We start from the raw sequence: 18,954 nt of genomic DNA, 5'->3' as shown, positions 1-18,954 counted from the left end.
ACCGATAGCTTGAACCCGGGGGAAAAGGTGGCCGTGTCTCATCTTGAGGAAGTGCCGGCGAAAGCCGGCCGGCGCGGCATCTGGGGCTGGATGCTGTTCGACTGGGCCGCCCAGCCCTTCTTCACCGTCGTCACCACCTTCATCTTCGGTCCTTATTTCGTCTCGCGGCTCACCGCAGATCCGGTCTCCGCCCAGACCGCCTGGAGCAATATGGCGACGATCTCTTCGCTGATCATCGCCATTCTCTCCCCCGTTCTCGGCTCGATTGCCGATCAATCCGGCCCGCGCAAGCCGTGGATCGCCTTCTTTGCCCTGGTCAAGATCACCTGCGTCTCGGCGCTCTGGTTCGCCGCGCCCGGCTCGCCGATCATCTGGCCGATGATCTTCATGATCCTGGCCTCGATCGCCGCTGAGTTCTCGACCGTCTTCAACGATTCCATGATGCCGAGGCTCGTCGGCAGGGACGAGGTGGGACGCATCTCGAATATCGCCTGGGGGCTCGGCTATCTCGGTGGCATGGTGGTTCTGATCGCCGTCGTCACGCTGCTTGCCGCAAACCCGCAAACCGGCCGCACGCTGATCGGCTTGCCCCCGCTTTTCGGCCTCGATCCGCATCAGGGCGAGGATGCCCGCATTACCGGCCCGATCGCCGGCCTCTGGTATCTCGTCTTCATTCTGCCGATGTTCTTCTTCACGCCGGATGCCGCCAAGGGCCTGCCCATGGCGCAGGCCGTGCGCGCTGGTCTTTCGGAACTTGCCGGTACGCTCACAGATCTGCGCCGGCGCATCGGCATCGCCAAATTTCTGGTGGCCCGCATGCTCTATCAGGATGGCGTCAACGGTCTTCTGATCCTCGGCGGCGCCTTCGCAGCCGGCATGTTCGGCTGGGCGACGATTGAGATAGGCATCTACGGCATCATCCTGAATGTCGTGGCGATCTTCAGTTGCCTGCTGGCAGGAAGGCTCGACCGGCACCTGGGCTCCAAGATCATGGTCGTCATCAGCCTCGTGCTGCTCATCATCGCGACCATCGGCATCGTTTCGACCGGTCCGGGCTTCGTCTTCTTCGGGCTGCTGCCGCTTTCGCAGGAAGACGCCGGCGGTCTTTTCGGCACCGCGGCGGAAAAGGCCTATATTCTCTTCGGGCTTCTGATCGGCATCGCCTTCGGGCCGGTCCAGGCTTCGTCGCGCTCCTATCTCGCCCGCAGCATCGAACCTTCGGAAAGCGGCCGCTATTTCGGCATCTACGCGCTTTCCGGCCGCGCGACGAGCTTTCTCGCCACCCTTCTCTTCTCGATGGTGACCTATGCCAGCAGCTCGGCCCGGCTCGGCATGGCGACGCTGATCATCTTCCTGGCAGCGGGACTGCTGTTGCTGCTGGCCACGCCTTATCCGGCGGACCGCCGTCGATAATGCTGCCAAGCTTTCTCTCGTCATTCCTGTGCTTGTCACAGGAATCCAGCCACGCGAAGTCCTTCGCGTGAAAAGACTCCCATGCGCCGCAGACGCGGCGCTGCTGGATCCTGTGACAAGCACAGGGATGACGGGCTGAATTAATGCCTGAAATGCCGCATCCCGGTGAAGACCATCGCCACGCCATGCTCATCGGCGGCGGCGATCACCTCTTCGTCACGCATCGAGCCGCCCGGCTGGATAACGGCGGTGGCGCCCGCCGCGATCGCCGAAAGCAGGCCGTCGGCGAAGGGGAAGAAGGCTTCCGATGCGACCGCCGAACCCTTGGTCATCGGCTCCGCCCATCCCATCGCTTTCGCCGCCTCTTCAGCCTTGATGCCGGCGATACGGGCCGAATCGATCCGGCTCATCTGGCCTGCGCCGATGCCGGCGGTCTGGCCGTTCTTGGCATAGACGACTGCGTTCGATTTTACGTGCTTGGCGACCTTGAAGGCGAATTTCAGGTCGGCGAGTTCCTGTTCGGTCGGCGCGCGCCTGGTCACCACACGTAGATCGAGATCCTCCACCATGCCGTTGTCGCGGGTCTGCACCAGAAGTCCCCCGGCAACCGTCTTGGCCGTCAGGCCGCGCGAGCGCGGATCGGGAAGGCCGCCGGCGGCAAGCAGGCGAAGGTTCGGTTTCCTGGCGATGATCGCCTTGGCTTCCTCGGAAACCTCCGGTGCGATGATGACCTCAGTGAAGAGCTTGACGATCTCCTCGGCCGTTTCCGCGTCCAGCGTCTGATTGAGCGCGATGATGCCGCCGAAGGCCGAGGTCGAATCGCAGGCGAGCGCCTGCCGATAAGCTTCCGCAAGGGTCGGAGCAACCGCAACGCCGCAAGGATTGGCATGCTTGATGATGGCGCAGGCCGGGCCGTTTTCCGGCGCGAATTCGCCGATCAGCTCATAGGCGCCATCGGTATCGTTGATATTGTTGTAGGAGAGCTGCTTGCCCTGAATGAGGGTTGCGGTCGCAACACCCGGCCGCTTCTCGCCGGTGACGTAGAAGCCCGCGCTCTGGTGGGGATTTTCCCCGTAACGCATCTCCTCCTTCAGCACCCCGCCGATCGTCCGGTAGCGCGGAATTTCGATGTCGAGCGCTTCCGCGAACCAGTTGGAGATCGCCGTGTCGTAGGCGGCGGTGCGGGCATAGGCCTTGGCGGCCAGCCGTTGCCGGAAGGCATAGGCCGTGTGGCCTTCATCACTGCGCAGAGCCTCGATGAGCGCCGGATAATCGGAAGGATCGGTGACGATCGTCACATAGGCGTGGTTCTTGGCCGAGGCGCGGATCATCGCCGGGCCGCCGATATCGATGTTCTCGACCGTGGTGGGATAATCGCCGCCGGCAGCGCGCACTTCCTCGAAGGGGTAGAGATTGATGACGGCAAGATCGATGCCGTCGATCCCGTGCTCCTTCATGGCGGCGGCATGTTCTTCATCGTCCCGGATCGCCAGAAGTCCGCCATGTACGGTCGGATGCAGGGTCTTGACGCGGCCATCCATGATTTCCGGAAAGCCCGTCACTTCGGAGACGTCGGTCACGGGAAGTCCGGCCGCCGCGATGGCCTTGTGCGTGCCTCCAGTCGAAAGCAGCCGCACGCCGTGATCGACCAATGCCTGCGCCAGCTCGATGATGCCGGTCTTGTCGGAGACCGAGAGCAGCGCGGTGCGGATCATGATCCGGTCGGGAGCGGGAATTTTCTTCGAAACGACGGCCATGGGCTTCTCCTTGGAACACGGCCCACGGACGGGCGCAAAGGACGGATGCCGCCGCGTTAGCACAGCCTCGCCCGGGAGGAAACCGCTATTCGCTCCGCCTCATCATCCAGCGGATTTCGGTCACCGCGGGCGGCGAGAACTCGATCACCAGCTGCTGGCTGGGACGGAAACCGGACGCATCGGCGAAGAAGATATCCTCCTCGATCGCCACCGCAAGGCCAGGGGCCGAGAAGACCCAGGTTTCGCCGTCGGGAGCGCGCATCGTCACGCTCTCCTCGTCCTGCCTAGAGAGATGGATCACCGGATGGACGTGGAAGCGCGCGGTCGCCAGAAGCGGCCCATCGGATGTTTCTCCGCCTTCCGCCGGCACGAGCCTGTCGTGGCCCTTGATCTTGCCTCCCTTGAGGCTGAGGCCGATCTCCCGCTCATGGACATAGCCGAACTGCCTGACATAGCCGTCGTGCCGGGCGCGCAGCCAGTCGTTGCCGTGCTGGTCGTCGGAACGCTCCACCTCAATCCTGGAGACACCGGAGATGAGGAAAGGTCCGGAAAACCGCGAGCGGAGGACCCGACTGGAGGAAGTCTCGTTGAGCGTCACCGTCGAATGGGCCGCCGTCGCCCTTGCGATCGTGCGGTAATTGCGGCCGGCGAATTTCGGCGCGCCGCAATTGATGATGAAGCGATGGCGGCCGGCTGACATTTCGAAGGAGAGGCAGCCGGCATGGGCCGTGCGCGAAAGCTCGGGCGAAAGGGCTCGTCCGGTATCGACGATGACTGTCTCGTTCTCGGAGGTCAGGCGATGATAGTTCATGTGCGGAAGCGACTTGAACGGCTTGCCCGCCGTCTCATCGTAGCGCAGCACGGACATCAGCTCGCTCGCGGGCGTCGAGCTTGCGCCGTTGAAAAGCGCGAGGTCTCCATCCTGATGGCGGAAGAAGCGCAAAGCCGGATACATGCGGTCGATCGTCGGAATGAGCTTCTGCGGCAGTTCATGACCGAGATTGATATAGGTCTGGCGAAGCGGCAGGAGGTCGATCAGGATATCAAGGAGGGCGCGCGGGTTGCGCGAGACATGCCCGCCATCGGCCAGGATCTGCCGCTCCAGCTCGCGGTCGAGCTTCTGCCCCTCCCGGCGGATATAGGCATTGCGGGTCGGCATCGAAATCGAGGCCATGGCGAGCGCGATGCGTATCCTCAGTCGCGTTTCGCCTTCCGGAACACAGCCGGCTATCTTCTTCAGATATCGAACCTGCTGGGCAAGGCTCCGCATGAAGCGACGGTAGAAGCCCGCTTCGGCGCCCTGCAGAACCACGGTGGAATGGGAAAGCCAGGTGATGACCCTTTCGGCCATGACATTGGCCTCCCAGGCAACGCCGCTGCGGTTGCGCCCGTGAAGCGTAATCCAGTCGGCAACGATACTGCGGGCCTGTGCGCAGGCCTCCTCGGTCTTGTTGGCGCGGATATGCCTGAGCCAGGTGAAGGAATGCAGCCTCTCCGCGAAAATCCTCGAGGGAAGCTGCACCGCGAAGGGGGATTCCCCATAGGTCGTCAGCACCGTACCGGCCAGCGGGAAACGATCTTCGAGTATCTCCTCAGCGACGAAGAGGTCTATCGAATGCAGGTCCGTCGGGGCGACAATCAGCCGTTCCGGGATTCTCAGCGTGAAGGAGGTCAAGGCCAGCCGTAAGGAGGCGGTGCGCCGGCAAAGGCGCCGCCCGAGTTCCCGCAAGCCGAAGGAAAGGAGCCTTCGACGATCCGCGAGCTGCATGGCCAAACTGAAACACTCCGCAGGATTTACGGCCGCCCATGGGACGACGCACCTTTTAGACTCTGTGAATAAAATGGGGCTCTATGGTGAATAAAATCTTACCGTACGCGCAGCACGGAGGCGAAGAAGCCATCCATGCCGCCGGCGAAGCTTCCGTCCGGCGGGAGCATTGCCGGAGTGGTGCGGAACTCCCCGAGCGGCGAGATCGCCGTTTCGAGGCCCGCCCAATCGCCGGGATCGACCGGCACGCGTTCGATGGCAGGCGTATCCGATATCACCCGGGCGACGAGATCCTCGCCCTCGGAGGGATCGAGTGAACAGTTGGAGAAGACGACGAGGCCACCGGATTTCACCAGCGTGATGGCATGGCGCAGCATCTTCTCCTGCAGCGCGGCGAGCTTTTCTATATCCCGGGGCCCCTTGGTCCACAGCACGTCCGGATGGCGCCGCGTCGTACCGGTGGAAGAGCAGGGCGCGTCGAGAAGCACGCCGTCAAGCAGCGCATCCGGCCTGAAAGTAAAGAGGTCCGCTCCGATGAACTGCGCATCGAGGTTCAGGCGCTTCAGGTTTTCTTCAAGTCGCGCCAGCCGGTTCGCCGATTGTTCGACGGCGATGACTTTTGCGCCGGCAGCGGCGAGCTGCGCCGTCTTGCCGCCCGGTGCAGCGCATAGATCGGCGATCAGCTTGCCCTTGAGCTCGCCGAAGAGTTTCGCCGGAATACTGGCCGCCACATCCTGCACCCACCAGGCGCCTTCCTCGAACCCCTCGAGCGCGGTGACCGACCCCTCGAACGACGGAAGACGGATGCTGCCGGTCGGCAAAAGCTTGCCTCCGAGCCTTGCAGCCCAGCGCTCCGGATCGGCCTTGACCGTCAGGTCGATCGCCGGCGGTTCGAGCTGCGCCTCGGCGATCCGGTGTGCCTGCTCCTTTCCATAGGCCGCCGAGAGCCGTTCAGAGAACCAGGCGGGCAGGGGGGAGACCGTAGCGGTCCGTGCCAGGATATCGTCCTTCTCGCGCGCAAGCCGCCGCAGTACGGCGTTCACCAGCTTGGCAAACCGCCGGTTTCGCGGATCGCGATTGGCTTGCTCAACCGCGAGATCAACCGCGGCATGCGAAGGAACGTCGAGATGCAGGATCTGCGCCGCCGCGACGACCAGCACGTGATGCAGGGCCCGAGCGCCCTCCGGCAGCGGCGTATCGATGAGGGAATTGATCGCCGCTTCGAGACGCGGCAGATGGCGAAGCGCGGAGGTAAGGATCGCCCGGGTCAGCGCCCTATCCGCCTCGCCAAGCGCCTTGTAGGCGGGGTTGCCGTGAGCGGAATCGAGCATACCGTCGAGCGATATCTTTCGATCCACGACGGCCGCCAGAAGCTTGGCGGCCGTGGCTCGGACCTCAAGACCCGGCTTGGCCTCGGGACCGTGATTTGCGGAAGCCTGTTTCCCGCTATGGACCGGCGGCTTGGAAGTCTTCTTCTTGCTGTCGTTCAACTTGTTCTCGTTCAGGACCAGGGGCCTTTGGGCGGTTCGGAAGGACCGCGGCCCCAGCCGGCATTCGGCACCGACCGCGAAGTACGGGTCGGTCTATCAGCCCCGAGTGAGCCCGTCGAGGTTCCGGTCCCGAATTCGCCCGCCATCTGCTGGAGCGCGGCAATACGGTTTTCGGTGTTCGGGTGGGTCGAGAACAGGTTGTCCATGCGCTCGCCGGAAAGCGGATTGATGATGAACACGTGCGCGGTTGCCGGGTTGCGCTCGGCATCGTAGTTCGGGATCGCATGCGCGGCGCCGGCGATCTTGCCGAGCGCGGAGGCAAGCCAGAGCGGGTTGCCGCAGATTTCCGCGCCGCGCCGGTCGGCGGAATATTCGCGCGTGCGGCTGATCGCCATCTGCACCACCATGGCAGCGAGCGGAGCGACGATCATCGCGAGCAGCACGCCGATGAAGCCGAGCGGATTGCTGTTCTCCCGGTTGCCGCCAAAGAAGAAGGCGAAGTTGCCGAGCATGGAAATCGCGCCGGCAAGGGTGGCTGTAACCGTCATGGTGAGCGTGTCGCGGTTCTGGATATGCGCAAGCTCATGCGCCATCACACCCGCCACTTCCTCATGCGTCAGCCGTTCCAGAAGACCGGTGGAGGCTGCAACGGCGGAGTTCTGCGGGTTGCGGCCGGTTGCGAAAGCGTTCGGCTGCGGATTGTCGTAGACATAGACTTTCGGCATCGGCAGGCCGGCATTGGCCGAAAGATCCCGGATCATCTGATAGAGTTCCGGCGCATTGCGCTCGTCGACTTCATGGGCGCCATAGGCCCGCAGCACCATCTTGTCGGAATTCCAGTAGGAGAAGAGGTTCATGGCCGCGGCCATGATCAACGCGATCATCATCCCGCCCCGGCCGCCGATCAGAAATCCGACGCCCATGAACAAGGCGGTCATGAAGGCCAGAAGCATGGCGGTGCGCATCACGTTCATCGTCATATCTCCCGAAAACCGACACCGCCTTTCTTCCTGGCGGCGAACGCCTTATGATGTGGTCATTCAGCGGTATTTTTCAATATTCGAACCGCGGAGCACAACCTATGCAGAATGCCGATAACGACAATATAGAAGCAACGGTGGAAGGCGCAGCGCCGAAAAAGTCGCTTTCACCCGCCGCGCAACGCGCGCTGAACGAGGCCGAAGAGCGGCGGCGGCGTGAAATGCACGCGAAGATGCCGCCGGAGTTCGGCGGCCGCGGTGGAGCCGATCCCGCGCGTTTCGGCGATTGGGAAATCAACGGCCGCGCCATCGATTTCTAGAACGTGCCGCGATCCTTCAGCTTCACTCTTCGCCTTTAAACCTTTTGCTTCCAGGCATGCTTGCCGCAAACCCGGCATGTTTGCTCGCGCACATGTTTTGAAGCAGCGGCAGGAAAGTTTTCCGTTTTTCGTGACGATACGGCAGAAACGTAAGTAAATATTCCTATTGACTTACGCCACATGTCGGAATTTATTCCTTTCATGGTTAAGTCGCTTCCGATTCTTGCCGGCCTTTTCCTGACCCTGATCACCGGGGCGGCCGCGCGCGAAGAGATTTCCGGACCGGTTGCGGCACATATTCTCCGCGTCATCGATGGCGACACCCTGCTTGTCGAAGCAGAGCCATGGCCGCAGCAGAAGATCGAGGTCTATGTCCGCATTCGCGGCATCGATGCGCCGGAACTCCGCTCGAAATGCCTGGCGATACGTCATGCCGGGCTGGATGCCCGCCAGGCACTGGAGGCTCTCACCTCAGGCTCACGCAAAATTCAGCTCACCCGCATCGCCGGCGATAAATATTTCGGCCGCATCGTCGCGGACGTGATGCTCCCCGACGGCGTGAACGCCGCCGACCGCTTGCTGCTCGCTGGTCTCGTCACCGGCTATGACGGCGGCCGCAAACCGCGCGAGGTTTGCGGAACCGCCAGCCTTGGCGATCATTGATCTTGTTCGATCCGCGCGCCGATTGGAGGAACGATGACCGAAGATTTCTGGAAACATGAGCAAAGTCTATGGGTGGAGGGCACCCCGGCCTACGAGAAGCTGCTTCATCCGAATTGCATCATGGTGTTTCCGGCTCCCGCGGGGATCATGCGCGCGGAAGCCGTACTGAACGGTATCGATGGGGCACCTCGATGGCTGAGCGTAAAGCTGGACGAGCAATCCAGCCTGGAAGCCAACGGCGAGACCGTGATTCTTGCCTACAGGGCGGAAGGCCGCAGGCAGGGTTCTCCCGCCTATCGGGCCTTCTGCAGCTCCACCTATGTCCGCCACGCGGGCGAGTGGCGGATCATCCAGCACCAGCAGACGCCGATCGCCTGATTTACCGCTCCGTGAGAAACGGCAAGACGCGCGAATTCAGCCCGCCTTGTTCTGCCGGTTGGCGATGAGATCCTCCACCACGCCGGGATCGGCGAGTGTGGAAGTATCGCCGAGCGAACCGAAGTCGTCCTCGGCGATCTTGCGCAGGATGCGGCGCATGATCTTGCCCGAGCGGGTCTTCGGCAGGCCCGGCGAAAACTGGATCTTGTCGGGCGTGGCGATCGGGCCGATTTCCTGGCGCACATGCTTCACCAGTTCCTGGCGAAGCTCGTCATTGCCTTCCTGTCCCGCCATCAGCGTCACATAGCAGTAGATGCCCTGGCCCTTGATATTGTGCGGATAGCCCACCACTGCCGCTTCCGAGACGAGCTCGTGGGAGACGAGCGCCGATTCCACTTCCGCCGTTCCGAGGCGGTGGCCGGAGACGTTCAGCACGTCGTCGACGCGGCCGGTGATCCAGTAATAGCCGTCCTCGTCGCGCCGGCAGCCGTCGCCGGTAAAATATTTCCCCTTATAGGTGGAGAAATAGGTCTCCACGAAACGCTCGTGGTCGCCGTAGACGGTGCGCATCTGGCCAGGCCAGCTATCGGCGATGCAGAGATTGCCGTCCGCCGGCCCCTCCAGCACCTTGCCTTCATTGTCGACGAGTTCCGGCTTCACCCCGAAGAAGGGCTTCGTCGCCGAACCGGGCTTCAGATCGGTGACACCCGGCAGCGGGGTGATCATATGGCCGCCCGTTTCCGTCTGCCACCAGGTGTCCACGATCGGAGAACGGCCGTCGCCCACCACGTGATAATACCATTCCCAGGCTTCCGGATTGATCGGTTCGCCGACCGTGCCGAGCAGACGCAGGCTTTTGCGGGAGGAGCGCTTGACGAACTCGTCGCCGGCGCCCATCAGCGCGCGGATCGCGGTCGGCGCGGTATAAAAGATGTTGACCTTGTGCTTGTCCACGACCTCCCAGAAGCGCCCCTGGTCGGGGAAGTTCGGCACGCCTTCGAACATCAGCGTGGTGGCGCAGTTCGCAAGCGGCCCATAGACGATATAGGAATGGCCGGTTACCCAGCCGACATCCGCCGTGCACCAATAGATATCGCCATCCTGGTAGTCGAAGACATATTCGTGGGTCATCGCGGCATAGACGAGATAGCCGCCCGTCGTGTGCAGCACGCCTTTCGGCTTGCCGGTGGAGCCCGAGGTATAGAGGATGAACAGCGGGTCTTCCGCCTTCATCTTCACCGGCTCGCAATGCGCCTTCACGTCTGCGGTTTCCTGATGGTACCAGATATCGCGGCCGGACGTCCAACCGGTCTTGCCGCCGGTGCGCCGCACGACGAGCACCTTGTCGACCGTTACGTTCTGGCGCGCCGCAATCTCGATGGCCTTGTCCGTATTCTCCTTGAGCGGTATCGGCTTGCCGCCGCGAACACCCTCGTCGCAGGTGATCACGAAGGTGGACTGGCAGTCGACGATGCGGCCGGCCAATGCATCCGGCGAAAAGCCGCCGAAGACCACCGAATGCACCGCGCCGATGCGTGCGCAGGCGAGCATCGCATAGGTCGCTTCCGGGACCATTGGCATGTATATGGTAACGCGATCGCCCTTCTTGACGCCGTGCTTCTTCAGCACGTTGGCCAGCCGGCAGACCGCTTCGTAGAGCTCGTTATAGGTGATCTTCTTGTCGATATAGGGATTGTCGCCCTCCCAGATGATGGCAGTGCGTTCCCCGTGCTTCTTCAAATGCCGGTCGATGCAGTTGTAGGAAACATTGGTCTGTCCGTCCTCGAACCACTTGATCGAGACCTTGCCCTTGAACGAGGTGTTCTTGACCTTGGTATAGGGCTTGAACCAGTCGATGCGCTTGCCGTGCTTGCCCCAGAACTTGTCCGGATTCTCAATGCTGTCCTCGTACCACTTCTCATATTTGGCCTTGTCGATGAGAGCCTTTGCCTTTGCGGACTTGAGAACCGGATAGACTTTTTCGGACATGAACTCCTCCCTGCTTGTCATCGACGACGATGCACCGAACCGTCAGCGATATGTGAGGCATTCATAACAGGTGAAGCAAGAGCGGCAATTAGACAAATGGTCCATGAAGTAAGGTCGCGGAAACGTGAGAGCCGATTTTTCGCGCCGCGGCATGCGTCAAAACAACGGCTTGGGGCATCGCCTCATTTTTCTCTGGAGACGATGCGCCCCAGGGCCGAAGCCTGTTTCAAACATTTGCAATTCTGTCTCAATCCGGTTATAGAGGCGCCATTAATTCCCGGAAATTGTGGTTGATACCCACGGCCCGCGACACCGGCGCGGACGGACAGAGGAACTATATCCATGGCTCAACAACTGCTCATGCCGAAGGCAACGGCCGTATGGCTGGTCGATAACACGGCCCTTTCCTTCGACCAGATCGCCCAGTTCTGCAAGCTGCACCCGCTCGAGGTGAAGGCGATTGCCGATGGCGAAGCGGCGCAGGGCATCAAGGGCCTCGACCCCATAGCCACCGGCCAGCTTTCCCGTGACGAGATCGCCCGCGGCGAGGCGGATGTGAACTACAAGCTGAAGATCTCCGAGCCGAAGGTTCGTGTGCCGGAATCGAAGCGCCGCGGCCCGCGCTATACCCCGGTTTCCAAGCGCCAGGATCGTCCCAACGCCATTCTCTGGCTGGTGCGCAATCATCCTGAACTCAAGGATGCGCAGATTTCCCGCCTCGTCGGCACCACCAAGTCGACGATCGAGCAGATTCGCGAACGGACCCACTGGAACTCCGCCAACCTGACGCCGATGGACCCTGTAACCCTTGGCCTCTGCAGCCAGATCGATCTCGATCTCGAGGTGGAAAAGGCCTCCAAGGGCCGTCCGCTGCCGAGCGCGGCCGAGCTCGGCGCTTCGCTGCAGCCGGCGGCCGAAACCGAGAACCTCGATTTCGGCTATCGCGGCGAGCGCGAGGAAGAAAAGGAAATCGATGCGGATGCGGTTTTCGCAAAGCTCAGCTCGCTGAAGTCCAACCGTCGCGAAGAGGACGAGGACGAAAACTTCTGAGAAGGCCCGCCTCCTCTTGCCTGTTCGAGGCCCCGGATCGCTTCCGGGGCCTTTGTTTTACTGGAATGAAGCGCTCTAGGCACTTTGCCTGAAACCGCCGCCTTGGGCGTAGCCGTTCGCCTTGAGAACGGCTGTGATCTCGTCGAGAACCGCCGCATCCTCGATGGTCGCCGGCATCGTCCAGGGCATCTCATCGGCGATCTTCTGCATCGTGCCCCGCAGGATCTTTCCCGATCGTGTCTTCGGAAGCTTCGGTACCACCATAACGGTCTTGAAAGCGGCCACCGGGCCGATCTCATTGCGCACCAGGTCGGCCACCTCCTTGGCGATCATCGATGTTTCCCGTGAAACCCTGTTTTTGAGAACGAGGAAACCGCAGGGGATCTGCCCCTTCACCTCGTCCCTGACGCCGATGACCGCGCATTCGGCCACGTCCGGATGCTTGGCGCAGACCTCTTCCATGGCACCCGTGGAAAGCCGGTGGCCCGCACAGTTGATGATGTCGTCGGTGCGCGCCATCACGAAGAGATAGCCATCCTCGTCGATCAGCCCGGCATCGGCGGTCTTGTAATAGCCCGGGAATTCCGTGAGGCATGTCTCACGGAACCGCTGGTCGGCATTCCAGAAGCTGACGAGACAGCCGGGCGGCAGCGGCAGCCGGATGACGATATTGCCGAGCGTGCCTGCCGGCAGCGGCTTGCCGTCATCGTCCAACACCTCGAGCGCATAGCCGGGCAGGGGACGCGTCGGCGAACCGTATTTGAGCGGCATCAGCCCGAGCCCCACCGGATTGGCGACGACCGGCCATCCGGTTTCGGTCTGCCACCAATGGTCGATCACCGGAACCTTCAGCCTCTCCTCGGCCCATTTCAGCGTTTCCGTGTCCGCCCGCTCTCCCGCCAGAAACAGGGCTCTGAAACCCGAAAGATCGTATTTGGAGACCAGTTCCCCGGCTGGATCGTCGCGCCGGATCGCCCGGAAGGCGGTCGGCGCGGTGAACATCACCTTCACGTCGTGATCGCTGATGATCCGCCAATAGGTACCGGCATCCGGCGTGCCGACCGGCTTGCCTTCGAAGATCACGCTGGTATTGCCGGCAAGCAGCGGCCCGTAGACGATATAGGAATGGCCTACCACCCAGCCGATGTCTGAAGCGGCCCAGAAGACCTCGCCGGGCTTCACGCCGAAGACGTTCTCCATGCTCCAGTGAAGCGCCACCATGTGCCCGCCATTGTCGCGCACGACGCCCTTCGGCTGGCCGGTCGTGCCGGATGTGTAGAGCACGTAAAGCGGGTCGGTGGCCAGCACGGGCGTGCATTCCACATCGGTGCCCTTGGCCTTCTCGGCCGCTACGGCATCGGCAAAATCGAGGTCCCGTCCGGGCAGCAGTTCCGCGTGAAGCTCCTCTCTCTGCAGAACGAGGCAGTGCGCGGGCTTCACACGCGCAAGTTCGATCGCCTGATCCAATAGCGGCTTGTAAGCAATCACTCGACCGGGCTCCAGTCCGCAACTGGCGCTGATCACCAGTTTCGCCTCCGAATCATTGAGACGCGCTGCGAGCTCCTGCGCCGCGAACCCGCCGAAAACGACGGAGTGGATGGCGCCAAGCCGCGCGCAGGCGAGCATGGAAAACACCGCTTCCGGCACCATCGGCATGTAGATGACCACCCGGTCGCCCTTGCCAATGCCGAGATCGCGCAATACCGCCGCGATGGCTTTCACTTCGGTAAGGACCTCGCGATAGGTGAAGCTCTTCTGCTTGCCCGTCATCGCACTGTCGTAGATGAAAGCGCGCCGCTCTCCGCGCCCGGCGGCAACATGGCGATCGAGGCAGTTGTAGCAGGTGTTCGTCTCTCCGCCGGTGAACCAGCGGCCATAGACGCCCTGATCCCTGTCGAAGATCTTCGCCGGCGGCCTGAACCAGTCGATCGCTTCGGCGGCTTTCTCCCAGAACCGCTCCGGATCGGCCTTCCAGCCTTCGTAAGCATCGAAATAGCGGCTTTGCATCTGCACCTCCCGTTACATTGCGCTGCCTGAGGAGAGCAATCTAGGGTGCGGTGGAGGTGCGGGAAACCCCGACGAAAGCTTTAGGCTCAGCGGGCCCCGAAGATCGCCGAGCCGACACGCACGCTGGTGGCGCCGAATTCGACGGCGGTTTCGAAATCCCCGGACATGCCCATCGACAGCCTCTCGAGACCGCATTGCTTGGCGAGCTTCGCAAGCAGCGCGAAGTGCGGACCGGGATTTTCCTCCGCCGGAGGAATGCACATCAGTCCCTCGATCGAAAGCCCGAGTTCATCGCGGCAGAAATCAACGAAGGAGGCCGTCTGCTTCGGTTCGATGCCTGCCTTCTGCGGCTCCAGACCGGTGTTCACCTGCACATAGAGCCGCGGCGCCTTTCCTTGCTTCTTCATCTCGTCAGCCAGCGCGCGCGCGATCTTTTCCCGGTCCACGGTCTCGATCACGTCGAAGAGCTTCACCGCGTCCGCTGCCTTGTTGGATTGCAGCGGCCCGATCAGGTGCAGGTCGATATCCGGCGTTTCCGCCTTCAGCTCCGGCCATTTGCCTTGGCTTTCCTGCACGCGGTTCTCGCCGAACACGCGCTGCCCGGCGGCGATCACCGGCCGGATCTGCTCCGCATCGAAAGTCTTGGAAACGGCAACAAGGGTGACGGACCCTTGCGATCTGCCAGCCTGGCGCTCCATCTTGCCGATCCGCGCCTTCACATCCTGCAACCGCTCTTCCACGCTCATGATCCGACCTTTCCGCATTTCTTGCCGAGTGAGCGATTAGCGCTCATATAAGCGGCTGCCAAGGGCGTTCCGCTCTAAACTTTGAACCCTTCCGAGCCCGTAAAACTTGACGCTTGCGGGGTTTCATGGTGAAGGTCTCGCCCGACTCTTTTATCCAGATTTTCCCGGAATATCATCGAAATGGCGACTGAACGTTACAATCCGCGCGATGCCGAGCCTCGTTGGCAGCAGAAGTGGAACGAGGCGAAGGTTTTCGAAACCGACAACGGCGATCCGCGCGAGAAGTATTACGTCCTCGAGATGTTCCCCTATCCTTCGGGCCGCATCCACATGGGCCATGTGCGCAACTACGCGCTGGGCGACGTGGTGGCGCGCTACAAGCGCGCCCGCGGTTTCAACGTGCTGCACCCGATGGGCTGGGACGCTTTCGGCATGCCGGCGGAGAATGCCGCACGCGACAACAAGGTGCACCCGAAATCCTGGACCTACCAGAATATCGCTTCGATGAAGACGCAGCTCAAGGCCATGGGCTTGTCGCTCGATTGGTCCCGCGAATTCGCCACCTGCGACGTGGAATATTATCACCGCCAGCAGGCACTCTTCCTGGACATGATGGAAAAGGGCCTCGTCTACCGCAAGAAGTCCAAGGTCAACTGGGACCCGGTCGACCACACCGTTCTGGCGAACGAACAGGTCATCGACGGTCGCGGATGGCGCTCAGGCGCGCTGGTGGAGCAGCGCGAGCTGGTGCAGTGGTTCTTCAAGATCACCGATTTCAGCCAGGATCTGCTGGACGAGCTCGATACGCTCGATCAGTGGCCTGAAAAGGTCCGGCTGATGCAGAAGAACTGGATCGGCCGCTCCGAAGGCATGGCGGTCCGCTGGGAAATCGTGCCCTCGACCGCGCCTGCCGGCGAAACCGAGGTCACCGTATACACCACCCGGCCGGACACCTTGTTCGGTGCCTCCTTCCTCGCCATTGCCGCCGATCATCCGCTCGCCCGAGCGGCAGCGGAGAAGAATCCGGCTATCGAGGCCTTTGCCGAGGAGTGCCGGCGGCACGGCACCTCTCTCGCCGCCCTCGAAACGGCCGAGAAGAAGGGCATCGATACCGGTATTCGCGTGAAGCATCCGCTCGATCCCTCCTGGGAACTGCCCGTCTATGTGGCGAACTTCGTGCTGATGGAATACGGCACCGGCGCGATCTTCGGCTGCCCCTCCGGCGACCAGCGCGACCTGGATTTCGCGCGCAAATACGGCCTGCCCGTCGTTCCCGTGGTCATGCCGAAGGATGGCGACGCCGCCACCTTCGAGATCGGCGATACGGCTTATGTCGATGACGGCGTGATGATCAACTCGCGTTTCCTCGACGGCAAATCGACCACGGACGCCTTCGAACTCGTCGCGGAAAAGCTGGAGAGCACGTTGCTCGGCAACCAGCCGCAAGGCGAGCGCAAGGTGAACTTCCGCCTGCGTGACTGGGGCATTTCCCGCCAGCGCTATTGGGGCTGCCCGATCCCGGTCATCCACTGCGACGATTGCGGGGTCGTGCCCGTTCCGAAGAAGGATCTGCCGGTCGAGCTGCCCGAGGACGTCACCTTCGATCAGCCGGGCAACCCGCTCGACCGCCATGCCACTTGGCGACACGTCGCCTGCCCGAACTGCGGCAAGGATGCGCGGCGCGAAACCGACACCATGGATACGTTCGTCGATTCGAGCTGGTATTACACCCGCTTCACGGCACCGCGTGAGGACGCTCCCACCGATCCGGCTGTCGCTGACCGCTGGCTGCCGGTCGATCAGTATATTGGCGGCATCGAGCATGCGATCCTGCACCTGCTCTATTCGCGCTTCTTCACCCGCGCCATGCGTGAAACAGGTCACTTGGACGTGAAGGAGCCCTTCAAGGGACTGTTCACCCAGGGAATGGTCGTGCACGAAACCTATCGCCGCGGCACTGGCCAGAACGGCGAGTGGGTATCGCCGGCGGAGATCCGCATCGAAGAGATAGACGGCAAGCGCCGCGCCTTCCTGCTGTCCGATGGCGAGGAAATTTCGATCGGCTCGATCGAGAAGATGTCGAAATCGAAGAAGAATGTCGTCGATCCGGACGATATCATCGCCTCCTACGGCGCCGACACAGCCCGCTTCTTCGTTCTGTCGGATTCGCCGCCGGATCGCGACGTCATCTGGTCCGAGGCGGGCGTCGAAGGCGCTCACCGTTTCACTCAGCGCCTCTGGCGTCTGATTTCGGAAGCCTCCGGGAATCTCGTCGGCGTTAAGCCGAATCCGGCTAAGAATGGCGAAGCCTTGCCTATTTCGCAGGCGGCGCACAAGACGCTGAAGGCGGTTCAGGAAGATTACGATAGGCTCTCCTTCAACAGGGCCGTGGCGCGCATCTACGAGCTGGTGAACACCCTTGCCGCTCCCTTGGCGAAGGTGGCCTCGGGTGAGGGAGATCCGACCTATCGCGCCGCCGTGCGCGAAGCCGCGGAAATCCTCGTCCAGGTCGTTGCACCCATGACGCCGCATCTGGCCGAGGAATGCTGGGCCGTGCTCGGCAATGCCGAAATGGTCAGCCGCACCCCATGGCCCGCCTATGACGAAACCCTCGTGGTCGAGAACGACGTCACGCTGCCGATCCAGATCAACGGCAAGAAACGCGGCGAATTGACAATTGCCCGCGACGCGGATCAAAGTGCCGTCGAAGCTGCGGTTCTGGCGCTGGATGCGGTGAAGGCGGCTCTTGACGGCCGGGCGCCCAAAAAGATCATCGTCGTCCCACAGAGGATCGTGAACATTGTCGTGTGACTTCTTTCACAGGTTTCCCAAAGCCCTTGCCGTGGCGGCCGGTCTCTCGGCGCTTGCCGTCATTGCCGGATGCCAGGTCCGCCCGCTCTATTCGGAAGCCTCCGGGACGGCCCAGCGCCTCGCCGCGATCTCCTTCTCACACGCGGATAACCGGGTCGAACAGGCTGTCCGCAATCATCTGATCTTCCTGACCTCCGGCGGCGCCGGGGAGCCGGCGAAGGCGGATTATGACGTCAAGCTTGACGTGACCTCCCAGTATATCGACGTTCTCGACGACGAGGACAGGCTGGGCATGCCGGGCCGCGTCACGGTGTTCGCCACCTATTCGCTTTCTCGCGTCAGCGATGGCCAGGTGCTGAGATCCGGCAGACGTCAGGTTACCGCCCTGATGGATATCTCCAGGCAGGAATTCGCCAAGCTGCGCGCAATTCGCGATGCCGAGGACCGCGCTGCCCGCGAGGTTGCCGAATTCGTCCGCGCCGATCTTGCCGCGGTTATTGCCCGTGAGCCACAGCCACAACCGGTCACATGGCAGAAATAAAGTCCCACGAGTTCGACCGTTTCATCCAGAAGGGCGCGGAACTCTATCAGATTTTCGTTATCTACGGGCCCGACAGAGGGCTCGTTTCGGAACGCGCGGCTCAGATTGCCGGCAAGACCGGTGTTTCGGCGGACGATCCATTCTCCATGCTGAAGCTCGATGTTTCCGATCTTCAGGGCGATCCCGGGCGCCTGCTGGATGAGGTCAATTCCCTTGGCTTGTTTGGCGGCGCCAAGCTGGTCTGGCTTCGCGGAGCAGCGAACGAAAAACCGCTGCTCGATGCGGTTCAAGTCCTGGCCGATGGTCCGCCGCCGGCGAACAACCTCATCATCGAGGCCGGCGACCTCAAGAAGGGAAGCGGTCTGCGCAAGATCGTCGAGCCCGCAAGGTCGATCGCCGTCATCCCCTGCTATGCCGATGACGCGCGCGCATTGAACTCGCTGATCGATACAGAACTCGCGGCCGAAGGATTGAAGATAAGTTCTCCGGCGCGCCAGCGTCTCCTTGAGCTCCTGGGCGGCGACAGGGCAGCCTCCCGAAACGAGATCCGCAAACTCGCGCTTTACTGCCGCGGAATGCAGATTATTGAAGAAATTCAAGTAGATGAAATTATAGGTGATGCCAGCGCCATCTCCACCGACGAGGTCGTCGACGCCGTGCTCAGCGGTGATCTGCCGGCCTTTCACCACGCGTTGCAGAAGGTTCTGGTGTCCAAGACCCCCGTTTTCCTTGTTCTGCAGGCCTGCCTTAAACAGTTCCAGATGCTGGACCTGATGCGCAGCGAGATGGATGAGAAGAAGATGCAGAGCGGCCAGGTCATGGCGACGCTCGGCCGCCATATCCATTTCAAGCGAAAGCCCATCGTCGAAAAAGCGCTTAGAAATTGGAACGCCGCAGCGCTCGCCCGCGAGACGGCCCGCTTGCAGGCAGCCATTCTCCAATCGCGCCGGAGACAGAGCCTGGAGCCGAACATCGCCTTTCAGGTGTTGATGGCGACGGCCTTGCAGTCAAGCCGCTCGATGTCCTGACCCGCCGCCGGTG

At 62.0% G+C, this 18,954-nt stretch carries 15 protein-coding genes; 8 read left to right on the top strand and 7 right to left on the bottom strand.

All coding sequences use genetic code 11. From position 1 onward, the window contains the following. Positions 1–33 precede the first annotated feature (33 nt). Positions 34–1,413 (top strand): MFS transporter, encoded by a 1,380-nt coding sequence (locus tag ACE04I_RS03230; protein WP_487206613.1) that lies wholly within the window; start codon positions 34–36, stop codon positions 1,411–1,413. A 140-nt stretch (positions 1,414–1,553) separates the two neighbouring features. On the opposite strand, the gene purH is transcribed toward ACE04I_RS03230, so the two are convergent. The 4 genes from purH to htpX all read right to left on the bottom strand — a co-directional run bounded on the left by purH (position 1,554) and on the right by htpX (position 7,402). After that, positions 1,554–3,170, bottom strand: coding sequence for a bifunctional phosphoribosylaminoimidazolecarboxamide formyltransferase/IMP cyclohydrolase (purH, locus tag ACE04I_RS03225; RefSeq protein ID WP_487206612.1), 1,617 nt, complete (start codon positions 3,168–3,170; stop codon positions 1,554–1,556). A gap of 85 nt (positions 3,171–3,255) precedes the next feature. Then, the gene (locus ACE04I_RS03220; RefSeq protein WP_487206623.1) at positions 3,256–4,938 is read right to left on the bottom strand and encodes a heparinase II/III family protein; all 1,683 of its coding nucleotides are present in this window, start codon (positions 4,936–4,938) and stop codon (positions 3,256–3,258) included. 98 nt (positions 4,939–5,036) lie between these two features. After that, entirely contained in the window at positions 5,037–6,428 is a 1,392-nt protein-coding gene (locus tag ACE04I_RS03215; RefSeq protein ID WP_487206611.1) for an RsmB/NOP family class I SAM-dependent RNA methyltransferase, read from the bottom strand. A gap of 11 nt (positions 6,429–6,439) precedes the next feature. Then, the gene (htpX, locus tag ACE04I_RS03210; RefSeq protein WP_487206610.1) at positions 6,440–7,402 is read right to left on the bottom strand and encodes a zinc metalloprotease HtpX; all 963 of its coding nucleotides are present in this window, start codon (positions 7,400–7,402) and stop codon (positions 6,440–6,442) included. Positions 7,403–7,509: 107 nt separating this feature from the next. Here htpX and ACE04I_RS03205 point away from each other — a divergent pair, with 107 nt between their 5' ends. The 3 genes from ACE04I_RS03205 to ACE04I_RS03195 all read left to right on the top strand — a co-directional run bounded on the left by ACE04I_RS03205 (position 7,510) and on the right by ACE04I_RS03195 (position 8,769). Further along, the gene (locus ACE04I_RS03205) at positions 7,510–7,728 is read left to right on the top strand and encodes a DUF1674 domain-containing protein (protein ID WP_046796726.1); all 219 of its coding nucleotides are present in this window, start codon (positions 7,510–7,512) and stop codon (positions 7,726–7,728) included. Between the two features lie 201 nt (positions 7,729–7,929). After that, on the top strand, positions 7,930–8,391 hold the full coding sequence (locus ACE04I_RS03200) for a thermonuclease family protein (protein ID WP_487206609.1): 462 nt from the start codon (positions 7,930–7,932) through the stop codon (positions 8,389–8,391). 33 nt (positions 8,392–8,424) lie between these two features. After that, complete coding sequence (locus ACE04I_RS03195; RefSeq protein ID WP_487206608.1) at positions 8,425–8,769, top strand: nuclear transport factor 2 family protein; 345 nt, start codon at positions 8,425–8,427, stop codon at positions 8,767–8,769. A gap of 36 nt (positions 8,770–8,805) precedes the next feature. Here the strand turns inward: ACE04I_RS03195 and acs are convergent, their stop codons facing one another. Further along, entirely contained in the window at positions 8,806–10,758 is a 1,953-nt protein-coding gene (gene acs / locus ACE04I_RS03190; protein WP_487206607.1) for an acetate--CoA ligase, read from the bottom strand. Between the two features lie 342 nt (positions 10,759–11,100). Between acs and ACE04I_RS03185 the strand changes: the two genes are divergently transcribed. Then, a complete protein-coding gene (locus tag ACE04I_RS03185) occupies positions 11,101–11,808 on the top strand; it encodes a DUF1013 domain-containing protein (protein WP_487206606.1) in 708 nt (235 codons plus the stop codon). A 75-nt stretch (positions 11,809–11,883) separates the two neighbouring features. Here the strand turns inward: ACE04I_RS03185 and ACE04I_RS03180 are convergent, their stop codons facing one another. Further along, a complete protein-coding gene (locus ACE04I_RS03180; protein ID WP_487206605.1) occupies positions 11,884–13,815 on the bottom strand; it encodes a propionyl-CoA synthetase in 1,932 nt (643 codons plus the stop codon). An 86-nt stretch (positions 13,816–13,901) separates the two neighbouring features. Beyond that, positions 13,902–14,561, bottom strand: coding sequence for a YggS family pyridoxal phosphate-dependent enzyme (locus ACE04I_RS03175; RefSeq protein ID WP_487206604.1), 660 nt, complete (start codon positions 14,559–14,561; stop codon positions 13,902–13,904). A 180-nt stretch (positions 14,562–14,741) separates the two neighbouring features. On the opposite strand from ACE04I_RS03175, the gene leuS reads away from it, so the two are divergent. Genes leuS through holA form a run of 3 tightly spaced genes read left to right on the top strand, consistent with a single transcriptional unit; the run spans position 14,742 to position 18,941 of the window. Beyond that, complete coding sequence (gene leuS / locus ACE04I_RS03170) at positions 14,742–17,372, top strand: leucine--tRNA ligase (RefSeq protein ID WP_046796720.1); 2,631 nt, start codon at positions 14,742–14,744, stop codon at positions 17,370–17,372. Next, positions 17,362–17,913 (top strand): hypothetical protein, encoded by a 552-nt coding sequence (locus ACE04I_RS03165; RefSeq protein ID WP_245282165.1) that lies wholly within the window; start codon positions 17,362–17,364, stop codon positions 17,911–17,913. The genes leuS and ACE04I_RS03165 overlap by 11 nt, the downstream gene beginning before the upstream one ends. After that, entirely contained in the window at positions 17,901–18,941 is a 1,041-nt protein-coding gene (holA, locus tag ACE04I_RS03160; RefSeq protein ID WP_487206603.1) for a DNA polymerase III subunit delta, read from the top strand. The genes ACE04I_RS03165 and holA overlap by 13 nt, the downstream gene beginning before the upstream one ends. The last annotated feature ends 13 nt before the right edge of the window (positions 18,942–18,954 follow it).

This window comes from Rhizobium moroccans, from assembly GCF_057559155.1.
The sequence above is the reverse complement of the archived record's forward strand: the minus strand, read 5'-3'. Positions and strand labels throughout refer to the sequence as shown.

Bases quoted from the DNA above. Each gene is read 5' to 3' on its own strand.
- ACE04I_RS03180 (WP_487206605.1), bottom strand. From the start codon at position 13,815: ATGCAAAGCCGCTATTTCGATGCTTACGAAGGCTGGAAGGCCGATCCG.
- ACE04I_RS03200 (WP_487206609.1), top strand. From the start codon at position 7,930: ATGGTTAAGTCGCTTCCGATTCTTGCCGGCCTTTTCCTGACCCTGATC.
- ACE04I_RS03185 (WP_487206606.1), top strand. From the start codon at position 11,101: ATGGCTCAACAACTGCTCATGCCGAAGGCAACGGCCGTATGGCTGGTC.
- ACE04I_RS03195 (WP_487206608.1), top strand. From the start codon at position 8,425: ATGACCGAAGATTTCTGGAAACATGAGCAAAGTCTATGGGTGGAGGGC.
- acs (WP_487206607.1), bottom strand. From the start codon at position 10,758: ATGTCCGAAAAAGTCTATCCGGTTCTCAAGTCCGCAAAGGCAAAGGCT.
- purH (WP_487206612.1), bottom strand. From the start codon at position 3,170: ATGGCCGTCGTTTCGAAGAAAATTCCCGCTCCCGACCGGATCATGATC.
- htpX (WP_487206610.1), bottom strand. From the start codon at position 7,402: ATGAACGTGATGCGCACCGCCATGCTTCTGGCCTTCATGACCGCCTTG.
- holA (WP_487206603.1), top strand. From the start codon at position 17,901: ATGGCAGAAATAAAGTCCCACGAGTTCGACCGTTTCATCCAGAAGGGC.
- ACE04I_RS03205 (WP_046796726.1), top strand. From the start codon at position 7,510: ATGCAGAATGCCGATAACGACAATATAGAAGCAACGGTGGAAGGCGCA.
- leuS (WP_046796720.1), top strand. From the start codon at position 14,742: ATGGCGACTGAACGTTACAATCCGCGCGATGCCGAGCCTCGTTGGCAG.
- ACE04I_RS03220 (WP_487206623.1), bottom strand. From the start codon at position 4,938: ATGCAGCTCGCGGATCGTCGAAGGCTCCTTTCCTTCGGCTTGCGGGAA.
- ACE04I_RS03175 (WP_487206604.1), bottom strand. From the start codon at position 14,561: ATGAGCGTGGAAGAGCGGTTGCAGGATGTGAAGGCGCGGATCGGCAAG.